Genomic DNA, 14,317 nt, shown 5'->3' with positions numbered 1-14,317 from the left:
ATTTATTATAGGTTAAACAATTATGCTATTTTTTTTTACTTCTTGGATGTGTGTTTAGATACACTTTTTTTAACTCTGCTATACTATTATGTGTATACACTTGTGTTGCAGCTAAACTAGAATGCCCAAGCAATTCTTTTACAGCATTTAGGTCTGCACCTTGATTTAGTAAATGTGTCGCAAATGAATGTCTTAATATATGCGGACTCTTTTTTACTTTAGTAGATGCTAAACTAAAATACTCATTTATTATTCGGTATACAAGTGTTTCGTAAATTTTAACTCCTTTTTGGGTTAAAAACAAAGACTCTTTATCTTCTATTATTTCTAATTGCTTTCTCGCTTCTAGATATTTGTTTATAGTTTGTATTACAGATTCTAATAATGGCACAAATCTTTCTTTGTTACGTTTGCCTAATACTTTTAATGTTTTATTGGAGGTATCGACATCTTTTAATTGCAACTGCACCAGCTCTATACGTCTAATTCCTGTAGAATAAAATAACTCTATGATTAGTTTATCTCGTATTCCCTTATAATCTTCTTGAAAGTTAAGCTCGTCTAATACGATTGCTATTTCGGCTTCAGAAAATGGAATCTGTATTTTCTTACTTGTTTTTAAAGCTTTGTGTTTTGCTAATGGATTTGCTTCTATTTCTCCTATTTTAAGAAGGAATTTATAGTAGGTGTTTAAAGCCGAAATTTTTCTATTAATACTTCTATTAGAAATTTCTTTTTCTACCATAGCGACTATCCAACTTCTTATTTGCGAATAGTTTGCGTCTTCTATACTTTCTTGATCGAATGCGGAAGCATTAAACATTAAGAAATCGGAAAGATCTTTTTCATAGGCTTTTATGGTCAGCTTAGAATAGTTTTTTTCTAACAAGAGATAATCGATGAAAGCGTTAAATAGCATTATTGAAGTTAATAGTTAATAGTTAAATGTACTAAAGTTTTACTGGAATTGATTTTAAAACAAAAAAATCCTACTAGTTATTACTAATAGGATTTAATATTCTATAAATACTTCTGCTTAATATTTTGTCGATCTCTCGCAAAAACGATAGAACGGTTTGTTTGAGCTCTTTTTATTTTTCATAAAAAAGCGAGTAGTGAAAGCGTGGTGCTCCTTCGCTAAAGCTTCGAAACATATAAATGCCTAATTTAAAAATTCACAGTCTTATTACTTAGTTGTAAATGATAAAGTTTGTTTGCTTTAGCGAAGGAGTATTTGCCCAAATAATTAATCTTTATATAAGGACGCTCTTTTGCTTAGATCTAAAATAAGCTGCTCATCTTCTTCACTTTCTAATAAGACGTTGTAACTCTTCCAGAAGTCTTTGTTGTATGGTTTTGGCGCAAAGATGTCTGCATCCCAATCTTTTTGTAGCTCGCTTGCTATTTCTTCTTTGTCTAAAATAATTTCGGAAAACAGAATTTCTTGTACCGTATAATAGTAACGTTCTTCTTTATTATAACGTGCTTCTTCTACTTTTGAAATCTTTAAAGATGGTTTCATTCCTACATTGACCAACTTTGGTGTTTCGTAATAGATATAGTTTGGATACATTTTGTCTTTATACTCCATGTAGGTGATTACCAACTTGTGATTGGTTTGCGTATCAAAAAGTCTTTTACTTCTATCTTTTTGCGCTGGAGATGCTGCTACCAGCTCATACTCTATTTTTTTAAAGGCATAGTTATCATAATAAATATATAACCAACCTTGTGCGTGATACCCTTCATTAAAGATTCCTTTGGTATCTAAACCTACAAAGTCTTTAGAATCTTCTATTTTAATTTTATATAGTTTACGCTCGTTATCTACTAAAATAGTATCTAGTTCAAATTGGTGCTTCTCTAGTATGTCGTCACCAAATATAGCTTTAGCATTGTTTGCATTACGCAGTACATTTAATTTTCCTTGAAAAAGATTTTGCAAACCGTTTATTCTATTATCATTCCATTTAATGGCTGTTAATAGTTGGTCTGTAGTAACCGATCTTCGGCTTATGTCTTTTGCTTTGAGTTTTTTCTTGGTATTTTGATTCTTATAAGATGCAAAAGTGAACAAACTATCCACATCACGAAGGTCATAACTTTTACGGACTTGGTCTACATAATTTTTAAATAGTCGGCACTTTTTGACGTATAACCAGAATCATAAACCGTTATCGCACTTTCGATTAGCCATTTAAATTCGTTTTTGTTACGTTCTTTATGTCTTAAGAATCCTTTTTGAATGTAGGAGGAATCCGGAAGGTTTCGTTCTAATTTTGAAATTGCTTTGACTACAATTTCGTTTCCTGTTTTTGGTCTTGCTTCTGCTATTAAAACCACTTCGTCTAAAGAAGCTTGCTCTTCGGATAGAAATATTGGAGCACTAGCATCAAATTCTTGAATTGGAATTCTAAAGGTAGAATACCCTATAGAAGAAACGACAAGTGTGTCTTGCTCGTGCTTTTCTGGCACTTGCAGTACAAAATTACCATCTATATTGGTTACGGTACCAATGGTTGTATTTTTAATATAGACACTTGCGCTTGCAATAGGAAAAGAGTCTAATGTATCTACAACGGTATTTTTAAGTTCGGTTTGCGCGTAACTGGTAACTCCTAAAAAAAGTAAGATAACAACAGCTAATTGTTTTGTGTTTTTAAATTGCATAGTATAAGTTTAATAGTTTCAGGGCCATTTTCTTAGTTAACGATTTGGAATACTAATTAGTATTTCATCTTAAAGGATTCTTAAATCGCCACATTATTTTGTAAAAAAAACAATGTAGCGATTTTTAAAATACTACTGAAATAATTTTTCAGCAGGTTTATATACTTTGAAATCTATTACCATTTCATCAAAATTGGGCTACAATTTTAGTGAAAATGGTAATGGAATTATTTTGCAGCAGGTTTATATTCTTTTTTATCTATAACCATTTTTGCTAATATTTCACGAAGAATCTCGCTTGTCCCTCCACCAATTGGTCCTAATCTGCTATCACGCAAAAGTCGTGCCATTGGATATTCTTCCATATAACCATAACCTCCTAAAAACTGCATACATTGGTATGCAACGTCATCTGCCATTTTTGTAGACTTCAATTTAGAGATGGTTGCTTCTTTTACCACATACTCTCCTTTATTAAGTCTGTTAGCCACCGAGTAGTTATATTCTCTACACATATCCATATCGGCATACAGATCTACAAAGCTATGACGTAATGCTTGAAACTTGTCTATTGTTTTTCCAAATGCGGTACGTTCACTCATATATTGTCTTGCATACTCTAAAGCATAATCTGCTCTTGCGTGTGCATTAATTCCCATAATTAAACGCTCTAAAGCAAAATGTTGCATGATATATGGAAAACCTTTTCCTTCTTCACCCATTAAATTACTTGCTGGAATCGTTACATTATCGAAAGCAATTTCTGCAGTATCACTTGCTCTCCATCCTAATTTATCTAGTTTGGTAGCAGAGATTCCTGGAGTATCTCTATCCATGATAAACATACTCATTCCGTTATGTCCTGCGTCTGGATCTGTTTTAGCAGCAACTACTAAATAGTCACTATATACGCCATTGGTAATAAAGGTTTTAGAACCATTAAGTACATACGTATCTCCTTTTTTAATTGCCGTTGTACGCATTCCTGCAACATCAGATCCTCCAAAAGGTTCTGTAATACAAAGACAACCTATTTTATCTCCAGTGATACTTGCTGTTAAATATTTTTCTTTTATTTCGTGGCTTCCTTCTTTATTAACATGTGTCATTGCTAAATAGGTATGTGCCCAAATATTAGCTGCAAATCCGCCAGAATTTATTTTTTGTAATTCTTCTAATAAAATAACGGTATAGAATAAATCCAGGTTTAATCCGCCATATTCTTCTGGATATGCTAAACCAAAGAAACCCATTTCTCCGAATTTCTTCCAAATGAAACGTTCTACAGTTCCAGTTTCTTCCCATTTATCTATATGTGGAACCACTTCTTTTTTTAAGAAGTCTTGTAAACTTTGTCTAAATAATTGATGCTCTTCTGTGAAGTACATGTTGTTCATAAAGTTGATTTTTTATTATATTCTAGTTTAGAGTCAAATATAATTTAATTATCTCGATTTTTTTTACTGGAAAGCCTTTAACTTTTGTTAATTCTTCAATAGATTGAAAACCGTCCCGCAACACTCTTTGTTCTATTATTTGATGTGCAACCTCGTAATCGATATACGGTATATTCACCAACTGATCCCTTGTTGCTTTGTTAACAGATACTTTATCTATTGCTTTTGGGGTTTTTACAGTAAATTCATTAGTAATACGTGTAATGACTTCTGGTTTTAGTCCGTAGACTTCCTGTAGTTGCACGTCTGCAATAAAACCGTTTTGCTTGTCTCTATATTTTACTATGCGATTGGAGTATGCTTCGCCAATCCCTCTTACCTTTTGTAACTGACTAGCGGTTGCGGTATTTAAGTCTATTTTCTGCTGAAATGTTTTTAGGGTATCAGAATCGCTCTTCGTTGTATACTTGGTATAGGTCTTCGGTTTTGGATTGGTAACCCATTCTGGGAATTTAAAAAATGGAGATATTTTATCTAATAGGGAATCGGAAACTTTAGTGACTTGCTGAAACTGTTTCACCGAGTTCACCCATTTATCTTGTTTTCTAAACTGAAGCAATCTATTAATTTCGATGCTTGTCATTCCTAAAGTATAGCCTTTATAATCGGTAATAAAGTTTGGGTTGAAGGGATATATCTTCGGTTTCCGGTTTTCTATTTCTACTGTACGAAGGGAATCCATTTCCTTTTCAAAAAGGGCTAATTGCTTTTGGTTTACGGGAATTTCTTCCGAAGAAAAATCGTTAAAAAAAGAAAAACACTGTACCGCAATGATAATTGCTAACCATAGAAAAATCCCATTTCGTTGTTTTTTAGTAAACACAAAATGGGATTTAAAAGTATTCATCTTAAACAGTTTAGTTTAGATGAAGTTACAAAAAAATATTTATTTTTCTATAACTCTATTTTTTATAGCGTCTTTATATTTAATTAATTCTTCACGTACTCTTGGCGCTAATAAAACTAGACCAATCATATTAGGAACCATCATAGCAAAGATCATGGCGTCTGAAAAACCAATTACAGAACCTAAACTTGCTGCAGAACCAATAACTACAAACACACAGAATAATAATTTATATGCATATTCCATTTTTTTAGATCTACCAAAAAGGTAAGCCCAACCTTGAAACCCATAATAAGACCAAGAAATCATGGTACTAAATGCAAATAATACTACTGCAACAGTAAGTACATACGGGAACCATGAAATAACAGATTCGAATGCTCCAGAAGTTAATAAAATTGCTTGTGCATCATTTAATCCTGCATTTGCAGCTGTTACATTACCAGTAATAATTAATACTAAAGCGGTCATAGTACAAACAACTACAGTGTCAATAAATGGTTCTAATAAAGCAACCATACCTTCACTTGCTGCATATTTAGTTTTTACTGCGGAATGCGCAATAGATGCAGAACCAACACCAGCTTCATTAGAGAATGCTGCACGTCTAAATCCTTGTACTAAAACTCCAATTGCTCCACCGGCAACACCTTCAGGGCTAAATGCGCCATCCCAGATAGCTGCAAAAGCATCACCTACCATATGGTAATTTGCAAATATTACAAATAAAGAAGCTGCTACATATATAACAACCATAAAAGGTACAATCTTATCGGTAACCTTAGCAATCTTTTTAATTCCTCCAATAATAACAATACCAACTAGTACAGCCATTACTACACCAAATAACCATCCTCTACCATGTAAAAAAGAAGCGTCTCCACCTGTAATACTTTCAACTAGTTGAAAAGCTTGATTTACTTGAAACATGTTTCCACCTCCAAAAGATCCTCCAATTACAAAAATCGCGAATAATACCGCTAGTACTTTTCCTAAACCTGCAAGTCCTTTCGCTTTTAATCCTTTCGTTAGGTAGTACATTGGTCCACCATAAACGGTTCCATCTTCCCCTATATCTCTATATTTTACACCTAATGTACATTCTACAAATTTAGATGCCATTCCTAAAAATCCTGCAACAATCATCCAAAATGTAGCTCCTGCTCCACCAATAGATACAGCAATTGCAACTCCTGCAATATTACCTAAACCTACGGTTGCAGATAATGCTGCTGTTAATGCCTGAAAGTGGCTTACTTCTCCTTCATGCCCTTCTACTCTAATCGTATCTGGATTATCATCTTCGTCTGTAAATTTTGATTTTTCAATTTCTACTTTATGATCTTCTCTTCCTTCTAAATCATCATACTTTCCTCTAACAATATTTACAGAAGTAACAAAACTTGTGAAGTTGATAAATTTAAAATAAAATGTAAAGTATAATGCTCCAAGAATTAAAGGGAACAATACCCAAAACACTTTAACCTCACCACCAAAATCTATCTGATAGAATATAAAATTCACAAACCATCCTGTTGCATCGCCAAAAATTTGGTCAATTTTCTGGTCAATACCAACCTCTTGCGCCTCTTGCGCAAAATTTATAAATGGTAAAATGAATGTAAAAATGGTAAGAAGATATTTCTTCATGATATAATTTAGTTAGTTAAAATTTTGATTTAAGTTAGCAAGATGCTAAAAAAAAATGATTTTTTAAAGCATAAGCTGTTAAAATAGGAGTCTAGTGTAAGTTGTACACGGTATTTAATTCTTTGATTTGTTCTGGTCTGCCAAGCACAATTATCTTAGCATTAGCTTCTAACTTCTGATCTGCTTCTGGATTTACAATATATTCTCCGTCTCCATTTTTATATCCTATTACATTGCATCCTGTCTTTCTACGTAAGTCTAAATCTCTTATTGTTTTAATACTTACATTGGTATCGTATAGTTTTTCGACTACTATTTCTTCAATGTTTATATTAGAGTTTCCTACAATCCCTAAATTATCTATAAATTCGATTAAATCTGGAACCACCACTAAAGATGCCATATGATCGCCACCAATTCTATCTGGAAGTATCACATTATTTGCACCTGCGAATTTCAGTTTTTTATAAGATGTTTCTTCAGATGCTCTACTAATTATACGCATATTGGTATTCATTTGTCTAGCAGAAAGCACCACAAACAAATTATCGGCATCACTTGGTAATGCAGAAATTAAAGTATTTGCTCTATCTATTCCTGCTTCTAATAAAATTTCATCTTCATTTGCATTACCATATATAAAAGGTATTTGCTCACTTTCAAATTTATCAATAACTTCTTTATTCTTTTCAATGACAACAAAAGGCTTTTTATAGGCTAGCAGTTTTTTTGCTGCTTGCTTCCCGTTTCTTCCATACCCACAAATAATAATGTGATTAGCAAGTGTATCTATTGTTTTTTGCATCTTTTTTTGTTTTAATTCTTCCAAATTATTTTTGCTTAAAATATATTCTGTGATTACAGATAAGGCATAACCAACAATGATAATACTCGTTAATATTAAAAAAATAGTGAATATTTTAGATACTGGATCTAGAGGTTGCACTTCTCCAAAACCTACTGTTGTAATGGTTATTACGGTCATGTAAAACGCATCAATCCAAGAAAAATGAGACAACAGTCTAAAACCTAATACACCAACAGCGAGTAGTATTACTAGCAAACTTATTGCAGTATAAATTCTAGTTCTAAAAAATCTTATAAAAGGGCTAATCATACGTTATAGGTCGAAAACCGAGGTTCGTTTGGTGTACACGATATCTTTTATTTTTATCCAGAAAGCTAAAAACAAATACAAAGCAAAGCCAAAACCAACGGTAACAAAAGTTAGATATATAAACGAAGTTCTTACCACTTTTGCTCGCATACCAAATCTATCTGCAATACGCTGACAAACATAATAACCATGTTTTTGAAAATATAAGAGAATGCGATAAAAAATGTTCATGACTGCAATTTAGTTAATTGTCCTGAATTTATTCTAAATCCGAATTTAAAATATAGAAATCCATAGTTATTGTTTGTTCTAACCACGAATACACAAATGTTTTTCTGAAGAATTATTTCTAAATTTTAGATATTAACTCGGCATACGGAAACTGCCTCTGAATACTAAGACTGAATACTACCCCTTAATCAAACTACTACCAATTGCACATTGCAAACATTTATTTTTATCGCAATATTCGGTTTTGAGTTGCAATAATGCCTGACTATGCATGGCCGATTTCCCTAAGGGTTTTAATTCGTGAAACTTGGTAACAATGCTATTTTTCTCGGAAGCTATTTCTTGAATAATACTAATAATAGCATCCGCAACATCTTTACCTTGTTGTTTTGCATAACTAAACTGAATGGGCACAATAGTATTTATAATGAGTAAATCTATAAACGACTTTGTAATTCTCTTTTTAGATGTTTTAGAAACTTTACCAAATGTAAAATGATTTTCCCAATACGAAGAAGTAGTAACCGCAAACAAGTTATAAATTTCGGCTTTTGTAGTTGCGTTTATTATTTTTGAAAACAAACTGCATTGTGAAGCATACACACTTGCTAGTTGTGAAATACGAATGGTCGGAAAATTTGGAGGTCGCAATCTAAAAAACTGAAAAGGAGTTACGCTTGCTCCCGACAAGTTATGCTTCTGTTTTAAAAATTGGTATTCCTTTTTAAGTTCCAGATAATACAAATCCTGTACATTGCCTTCTAACAAATCTGCTTGTCCAAAAAGCAAAGCCTCTAAACTACTTTGTTTGGTTTGTAGCTTTTGCACCAAGTTAAAAGGAAACGAGCTCGCCAGACTTAGAAAAGCATCCCCATTTACTTTTAGTCCGAAGTTTTTAGCAAGCATTTTAAACAGCACAGCCTCCCAATTATTTTTACTGACTTGTAGTAATTGTGTAATTGCTGTAGATTTTCGTTCTAAACGCTCAAAATACAAACGTTCTAACCAATTACTCAATACAAAATCGCTGATACTAGCAAAATCATTTTCGCAATTAATCCATTTTTGTTTTTTACTAAACAGCTTTTGGTAATTCTGCAAAGCCGTTTTACTAACCACATCTTTTAGTACTACTGTTGGAATTACGGTATTGTCTTTTCTGTGTATTTCAATATCATGTTCCCAAACGACATGCAAGATAACACTATCATAATTTTTGTCTTGCTCATGATTGTGTAAAAACCAATCGCTAGATTTTATATGAATCTCTACATTGCCTGCCCAAAGTTGGTCGTCAATTTTAATTTGTGCGTTAAGAAAATCTGGACCTGTATTATGGTTATGTGTACCAACTTGTAGCACAAAAACTGGTTCTTGGGCTGCTGTTTTTAAATTGCTATGCGTAAACTTTTTGTGCTGCCAAATATAATGTAGAAAATTTTCTATCATTATACTAAAATACATAATGTGATTTACATGGCAAAAAAGACTTCGTTCTTTGTTTTTTTATTTTTCAAAAAAATAGGATAGTTTTGTTAATCATAGCTATTATAAAATGATCCACCTCATCCTAGGCAACACTGGTTCCGGAAAAACCACCTACTCCAACCAACTAAAGAAAGCAACAAAAGGAATTATATTTTCGATAGACACCTGGAACAACACCTTATTTCTTGCAGATAAAAAGCCAGATGACGGATTGGATTGGTTTTTAGAAAGAATAGAAAGAGCAGAAACAATCATTTTAGATTTAGTGACGCAATTAGAAAACGCAAATACCGATGCTATTTTAGATTTAGGTCTTTCTAAATTAGCGCATCGTGAAAAGTTTAGAAAATTTGCAGCTTTGCATGACTTCCAAATAAAAACACACTTTTTAGATATTAGTAAAGCAGCTAGATTAGAAAGAGTATTAAAAAGAAACGAAGAAAAAGGAGATACTTTTGAATTTGAAGTCAGTAAATCCGATTTTGATTTTATGGAAACGTGGTTTGAAAAACCAACCGAATTAGAAATGAAAGACGGAGTAACGATTACGGAGTAAGCCTATAATAACCACATCATCAAGCCGAAAACACAAATAAATGTTAAAACGTTTTTTTATTTCTAAACGATTGGTTAGTTTTGTCCTGTAATTAGAAATATATCTAATTATACAGAAAGTAAACATGGCTAGAAAGAAACAATATATAGAATCAGAAGTTATAGACAAAGCAATGCTTTTGTTTTGGCGTAATGGTTATGAAAACACTTCTATGCAAATGCTTGAAAAAGAAATGGGCATTAATAAGTTTTCTATCTATTCTAGTTTTGGTAATAAGTATGGTGTTTTTTTAGAAAGCCTAAAAAGCTACAAAGCTAAAACAAAAACAATGTTTGATACATTTAAAGAAGCATCTAATGGTGTGGAAGATATCAAGCAGTTCTTTTACGACTCGGCAAAAATATGTGAGCAAGAAGGAAACGAAAAAGGTTGCTTATTAACCAATACCTATAATGAGTTTTCAGGAATAGAAGATGCATTAATAAATGAAGAGATGACTTCCTTTATGGAAGGTGTTAAAAATTTGTTCATTGAAAAATTAAAAATGGATACTTCTAAAGATGAAGAAACCATATTAAAACAGGCTAACTTTTTAGTTCTAGCAAAGCATGGTTTAGCTGCTGCAACAAGAGTAAATACTCAAAAAGAAATTGAAGATTACATAGAAATGACATTTATGAATATCTAAACTTTTTTTTATCAAATAACTAAACGATTGTTTAGAAATAAAACACAATTAATAACAAATTAAAAAAGAAAAATTATGACAACATTAAAAGTTCACAACATCGAGTCTGCACCAGAAGGTAGCAAAGCATTATTAGAGCAATCTCTTAAAGCAAACGGGATGATTCCTGGTTTACATGGTGTATTAGCTGGAGCTCCTGGAATTTTAGAAGCGTACCAAACCATTCATAAATTATTTACAGAAACTTCTTTTAACAAAGACGAATTAACTGTCGTATGGCAAACCATTAATGTAGAGCACGCATGTCATTACTGTGTACCTGCACATACAGCAATTGCAAAAATGATGAAAGTAGATGATGCTATTACCGAAGCATTACGTAACGAAACACCTCTTGCAGATGCAAAATTAGAAGCTTTACGTACATTAACATTAGCAATTACTCGTAACCGTGGTCATGTAAATCAAGAAGATTTAGCTGCCTTTTATGCAGTAGGATATGGTGAACAACAAGTATTAGAGATCATCTTAGGTTTATCTCAAAAGGTAATTAGTAATTACACAAATCATATTGCAAATACTGCAGTAGATGCACCTTTTAAACCTTTTGCTTGGTCTAAAGAGAATGTGGTTTCTTAATCCCTAGAACCACAGATATTGATTAATAGCTGTAAACCTTCCGTTAATTCGGGAGGTTTATTTTTGAAGTACAAATGCAAGAGTCCCCAAATTTTTAACATTAGAATGAAAAACATAAAAGATCAAATAATAAATATAATAGCCATAGGTCTCATGACCTTTTTTGCTATACCTAAATTACTAGGAAAACCACAAAGTGTTGCAGGCTTTAATCAGTTTGAAAAGGCATTGTATATTGATGCAGACTTTTTTAGAATATTTACTGGTATTTCTGAAATAGGCTTAGCACTTCTTATCTTATTTTTTGCTATTCAAAAGAATAAAACTATTGGAAAAATAGCATATACTTTATTATTAATCACCATGATAACCGCTTTATCTTTAGAGTTTTTCGCTAGACCTGAGCCAAAGATCGTTCTAGTCATTATTGCAGTAATACTTGCATTATTGGCTATTTACAAACTAAAGAATATTAAACAGTAAACACCATTTTTCTAATGAAAAAGTCTCTCAAAATAATCCTTGTTATATTTTTAGTTTTACTCACCTTTATATTAATTAGTACCTTTTGGGTTGCCGACTTAAGAACTCCCGAGATAAAAAACAACACACAAACCGAAGCGCAAATTACACATGCCAAAACCTTACTTAAAAATGCTATTAAGAAACAAGGCATGGATAAAATAAGTGATTATACAACCTATACTATGGAAGCTACAGACCATTGGGCTGGTATGCTTGGTAAAATAGGAAATCCGTATCGTTGGAATGGAGATAAAATGGCTTTACGTTTTAGTGTTGGAGATTTTGACGGACAAATAGAGGTTCTTGAAGGGAACCAAAAAGGCTTTAAAGCTGGTATACAGTCTTGGGATTATTATGAAAGTACGGATAATGCGTTTAATACAAATGTAACCGATAATGCCGGATTAACGTTTATAACTGCTGCTTTACATTATTTTATTGAAATTGGAAACCGATTAGATACTGCTCCGTTTATTAGATATGCAGGAACAGCCGAATTAAAAGGCAAGCAAATAGAAAAAGTATTTGTCAGTTGGGGAAATGCAGCAACCAAAGACTACGATCAATATGTAGTTTGGGTTGGTAAAGAAAGCGGATTAATTGAGGCTTTAACCTTTACCACTAGAGATAACTATAAACCAACACCAGCTTTTATGTATGGTTCGCTGCACTTTGACGACTACAGAAATATAGATGGCATCTTAATTCCTTTTAAGCAAACCGCACAAATTGGAGAACCATCTAATGACATTACAAATTATGTACATCAATTGCTAATAAGCGATTTTAAATGGAATAGTTTTCCGTTAGAAGACCTTCGTCCTTTTAAAAACATACCGTCTATTGGTAATGATAAACCAAAAAAATAAATAGCAAAATGAAAGAGAAATTAAAAATAGATATCGTTTCAGATGTAGTATGTCCTTGGTGTACTATTGGATATAAACGTTTAGAGAAAGCAATTTTAGAACTAGGAATTCAAGATCAAGTAGAAATTGAATGGCAACCTTTTGAGTTAAATCAGAATATGCCTGCAGAAGGACAAAATGTACAAGAACATATTGCTGAAAAATATGGTGCTACTTTAGAACAACAAAAGCATCACAACAACAAATGATTGAAGCTGGTGAAGAACTAGGTTTTACTTTCGATTATTTTGATGAAATGCGTATGTCTAACACTTTTGAAGCACATATTCTATTAGAATATGCCAAGTACTTTGGTAAGCAAACCGAATTAAAAATGCGATTAACGACTGCTTTTTTTAGCGAACGAAAAGATGTTTCTAAAAGAGAGGTTTTAAAACAAGCATTATTAGATGTTGGTTTAGATGCAACAGAAGCGATGTCTAAATTAGATGATCAAGAAATACGTGACGAAATAAAAAACAAAGAAGCTTTTTGGCAAAATGCAGGAGTGAATTCTGTACCAACTATTGTATTCAATAAAAAGAGTGCAGTAACAGGAGCACAACCTGTAGATGTTTTTAAGAAAGTATTAACCGATTTGGTTAATGCATCTTAAAACATAAAAAACAATGAAAAGAAAGTAAAATAGTTAGGTATGATACCTTAAGATTTTTACTTTTGAATATTCAAAAAATAATACAAATGAAAAACTTAAAAAATAAAAAAGCAATAATTACTGGAGGCGGAAGAGGTCTTGGTAAAGCGACTGCAATTGCTTTTGCAAAAGAAGGAATCGATGTAGCTATCACAGGGAGAAATGAAGCAGGTTTAAAAGAAACCGTTGCCGAAATAAAAGCTTTAGGTGTAAACGCTGTTTATGCTGTTTTTGATGTTGGTAATTATGACGAAGTAAAAAAAGGGATTAAAGATTTAGTAGATGCACTTGGATCTGTAGACATTTTGGTAAACAATGCAGGAATTGCTGCTTTTGGTACTTTAAATGAAATGGATGTAGAGCAATGGAGTGCGATAATACAAACCAACGTAATGGGAATGTATTATGTTACTAAAGAGGTTTTACCTTATTTAATAGATAAAAATGAAGGAGATATTATAAACATATCTTCTACTGCTGGTTTATCTGGAAATGCAACTACCTCTGCATATTCGGCATCTAAATTTGCAGTAATTGGTATGTCGGAATCTTTAATGAAGGAAGTTCGTAAAAACAATATTAGAGTTTGTACATTAACACCAAGTACTATCGCATCAGATATGTCAATAGATTTAGGTATTGCAAGTAAAGATTCGGAAGATAGCGTTTTACAACCTGATGATTTTGCAGAATTAATAGTTGCTGGATTAAACTTACCAAGAAGAGCGATGCTTAAAAGTGCTGCTTTATGGTCTACCAATCCGTAATGTATTGTTGGATATACATTTGAAAACATAAAAAAACCTCCTAAAATTTAGGAGGTTTTTTATTTATTATAGATGCTGAGACCCGTTCAGCATGACAATATGATTTCGTTTAAATAGTG

General features: G+C 32.3%; 15 protein-coding genes and 1 pseudogene. 7 read left to right on the top strand and 9 right to left on the bottom strand.

Going from position 1 to position 14,317, the window contains the following annotated elements:
* Positions 1–25 precede the first annotated feature (25 nt).
* The 9 genes from AMD28_RS05195 to AMD28_RS05160 form a co-directional block, all read right to left on the bottom strand.
* On the bottom strand, positions 26–919 hold the full coding sequence (locus tag AMD28_RS05195; protein WP_055443101.1) for a tyrosine-type recombinase/integrase: 894 nt from the start codon (positions 917–919) through the stop codon (positions 26–28).
* 327 nt (positions 920–1,246) lie between these two features.
* Positions 1,247–2,086 (bottom strand): hypothetical protein, encoded by an 840-nt coding sequence (locus AMD28_RS18850; RefSeq protein ID WP_241492446.1) that lies wholly within the window; start codon positions 2,084–2,086, stop codon positions 1,247–1,249.
* 32 nt (positions 2,087–2,118) lie between these two features.
* Complete coding sequence (locus tag AMD28_RS18845; protein ID WP_241492445.1) at positions 2,119–2,670, bottom strand: carboxypeptidase-like regulatory domain-containing protein; 552 nt, start codon at positions 2,668–2,670, stop codon at positions 2,119–2,121.
* 227 nt (positions 2,671–2,897) lie between these two features.
* The gene (locus AMD28_RS05185) at positions 2,898–4,067 is read right to left on the bottom strand and encodes an acyl-CoA dehydrogenase family protein (RefSeq protein WP_055443100.1); all 1,170 of its coding nucleotides are present in this window, start codon (positions 4,065–4,067) and stop codon (positions 2,898–2,900) included.
* 22 nt (positions 4,068–4,089) lie between these two features.
* On the bottom strand, positions 4,090–4,974 hold the full coding sequence (locus tag AMD28_RS05180; protein ID WP_055443099.1) for a ComEA family DNA-binding protein: 885 nt from the start codon (positions 4,972–4,974) through the stop codon (positions 4,090–4,092).
* A 39-nt stretch (positions 4,975–5,013) separates the two neighbouring features.
* A complete protein-coding gene (locus AMD28_RS05175) occupies positions 5,014–6,624 on the bottom strand; it encodes an alanine/glycine:cation symporter family protein (RefSeq protein WP_055443098.1) in 1,611 nt (536 codons plus the stop codon).
* Positions 6,625–6,715: 91 nt separating this feature from the next.
* Positions 6,716–7,741, bottom strand: coding sequence for a potassium channel family protein (locus tag AMD28_RS05170; protein WP_055443097.1), 1,026 nt, complete (start codon positions 7,739–7,741; stop codon positions 6,716–6,718).
* A gap of 3 nt (positions 7,742–7,744) precedes the next feature.
* Positions 7,745–7,972: a PspC domain-containing protein gene (locus AMD28_RS05165; RefSeq protein WP_055443096.1), complete on the bottom strand. Its 228-nt coding sequence runs from the start codon at positions 7,970–7,972 to the stop codon at positions 7,745–7,747.
* A gap of 177 nt (positions 7,973–8,149) precedes the next feature.
* Complete coding sequence (locus AMD28_RS05160) at positions 8,150–9,421, bottom strand: DUF2851 family protein (protein WP_055443095.1); 1,272 nt, start codon at positions 9,419–9,421, stop codon at positions 8,150–8,152.
* Positions 9,422–9,527: 106 nt separating this feature from the next.
* Between AMD28_RS05160 and AMD28_RS05155 the strand changes: the two genes are divergently transcribed.
* The 7 genes and pseudogenes from AMD28_RS05155 (at position 9,528) to AMD28_RS05125 (ending at position 14,198) form a co-directional block, all read left to right on the top strand.
* On the top strand, positions 9,528–10,016 hold the full coding sequence (locus tag AMD28_RS05155) for a P-loop nucleotide/nucleoside kinase family protein (RefSeq protein WP_055443094.1): 489 nt from the start codon (positions 9,528–9,530) through the stop codon (positions 10,014–10,016).
* A 124-nt stretch (positions 10,017–10,140) separates the two neighbouring features.
* On the top strand, positions 10,141–10,704 hold the full coding sequence (locus AMD28_RS05150) for a TetR/AcrR family transcriptional regulator (protein WP_055443093.1): 564 nt from the start codon (positions 10,141–10,143) through the stop codon (positions 10,702–10,704).
* A gap of 75 nt (positions 10,705–10,779) precedes the next feature.
* Entirely contained in the window at positions 10,780–11,343 is a 564-nt protein-coding gene (locus AMD28_RS05145; RefSeq protein ID WP_055443092.1) for a carboxymuconolactone decarboxylase family protein, read from the top strand.
* A gap of 105 nt (positions 11,344–11,448) precedes the next feature.
* Positions 11,449–11,826, top strand: a complete 378-nt coding sequence (locus AMD28_RS05140; RefSeq protein WP_055443091.1) for a DoxX family protein — start codon at positions 11,449–11,451, stop codon at positions 11,824–11,826.
* Positions 11,827–11,840: 14 nt separating this feature from the next.
* Positions 11,841–12,737 carry a hypothetical protein gene (locus tag AMD28_RS05135; RefSeq protein ID WP_055443090.1) on the top strand — a complete coding sequence of 299 codons (897 nt, stop codon included), beginning with the start codon at positions 11,841–11,843 and terminating at the stop codon, positions 12,735–12,737.
* An 8-nt stretch (positions 12,738–12,745) separates the two neighbouring features.
* Positions 12,746–13,392, top strand: a pseudogene (locus AMD28_RS05130) (DsbA family oxidoreductase).
* 86 nt (positions 13,393–13,478) lie between these two features.
* Positions 13,479–14,198 carry a 3-ketoacyl-ACP reductase gene (locus AMD28_RS05125; RefSeq protein WP_055443089.1) on the top strand — a complete coding sequence of 240 codons (720 nt, stop codon included), beginning with the start codon at positions 13,479–13,481 and terminating at the stop codon, positions 14,196–14,198.
* Positions 14,199–14,317 lie beyond the last annotated feature (119 nt).

Origin of the sequence: Lacinutrix himadriensis (genome assembly GCF_001418105.1) — a bacterium.
Taxonomy (GTDB): Bacteria; Bacteroidota; Bacteroidia; order Flavobacteriales; family Flavobacteriaceae; genus Oceanihabitans; species Oceanihabitans himadriense.
Note: the sequence above shows the minus strand (reverse complement) of the source record. Positions and strands in the feature narration are given on the sequence as shown.

Excerpts from the sequence above, each read along its gene's own strand:
- AMD28_RS05175 (WP_055443098.1), bottom strand. The coding sequence starts at position 6,624 with ATGAAGAAATATCTTCTTACCATTTTTACATTCATTTTACCATTTATA.
- AMD28_RS05170 (WP_055443097.1), bottom strand. The coding sequence starts at position 7,741 with ATGATTAGCCCTTTTATAAGATTTTTTAGAACTAGAATTTATACTGCA.
- AMD28_RS05160 (WP_055443095.1), bottom strand. The coding sequence starts at position 9,421 with ATGATAGAAAATTTTCTACATTATATTTGGCAGCACAAAAAGTTTACG.
- AMD28_RS05135 (WP_055443090.1), top strand. The coding sequence starts at position 11,841 with ATGAAAAAGTCTCTCAAAATAATCCTTGTTATATTTTTAGTTTTACTC.
- AMD28_RS05180 (WP_055443099.1), bottom strand. The coding sequence starts at position 4,974 with ATGAATACTTTTAAATCCCATTTTGTGTTTACTAAAAAACAACGAAAT.
- AMD28_RS05165 (WP_055443096.1), bottom strand. The coding sequence starts at position 7,972 with ATGAACATTTTTTATCGCATTCTCTTATATTTTCAAAAACATGGTTAT.
- AMD28_RS05155 (WP_055443094.1), top strand. The coding sequence starts at position 9,528 with ATGATCCACCTCATCCTAGGCAACACTGGTTCCGGAAAAACCACCTAC.
- AMD28_RS05195 (WP_055443101.1), bottom strand. The coding sequence starts at position 919 with ATGCTATTTAACGCTTTCATCGATTATCTCTTGTTAGAAAAAAACTAT.
- AMD28_RS18845 (WP_241492445.1), bottom strand. The coding sequence starts at position 2,670 with ATGCAATTTAAAAACACAAAACAATTAGCTGTTGTTATCTTACTTTTT.
- AMD28_RS05125 (WP_055443089.1), top strand. The coding sequence starts at position 13,479 with ATGAAAAACTTAAAAAATAAAAAAGCAATAATTACTGGAGGCGGAAGA.
- AMD28_RS05185 (WP_055443100.1), bottom strand. The coding sequence starts at position 4,067 with ATGAACAACATGTACTTCACAGAAGAGCATCAATTATTTAGACAAAGT.
- AMD28_RS05145 (WP_055443092.1), top strand. The coding sequence starts at position 10,780 with ATGACAACATTAAAAGTTCACAACATCGAGTCTGCACCAGAAGGTAGC.
- AMD28_RS05150 (WP_055443093.1), top strand. The coding sequence starts at position 10,141 with ATGGCTAGAAAGAAACAATATATAGAATCAGAAGTTATAGACAAAGCA.
- AMD28_RS05140 (WP_055443091.1), top strand. The coding sequence starts at position 11,449 with ATGAAAAACATAAAAGATCAAATAATAAATATAATAGCCATAGGTCTC.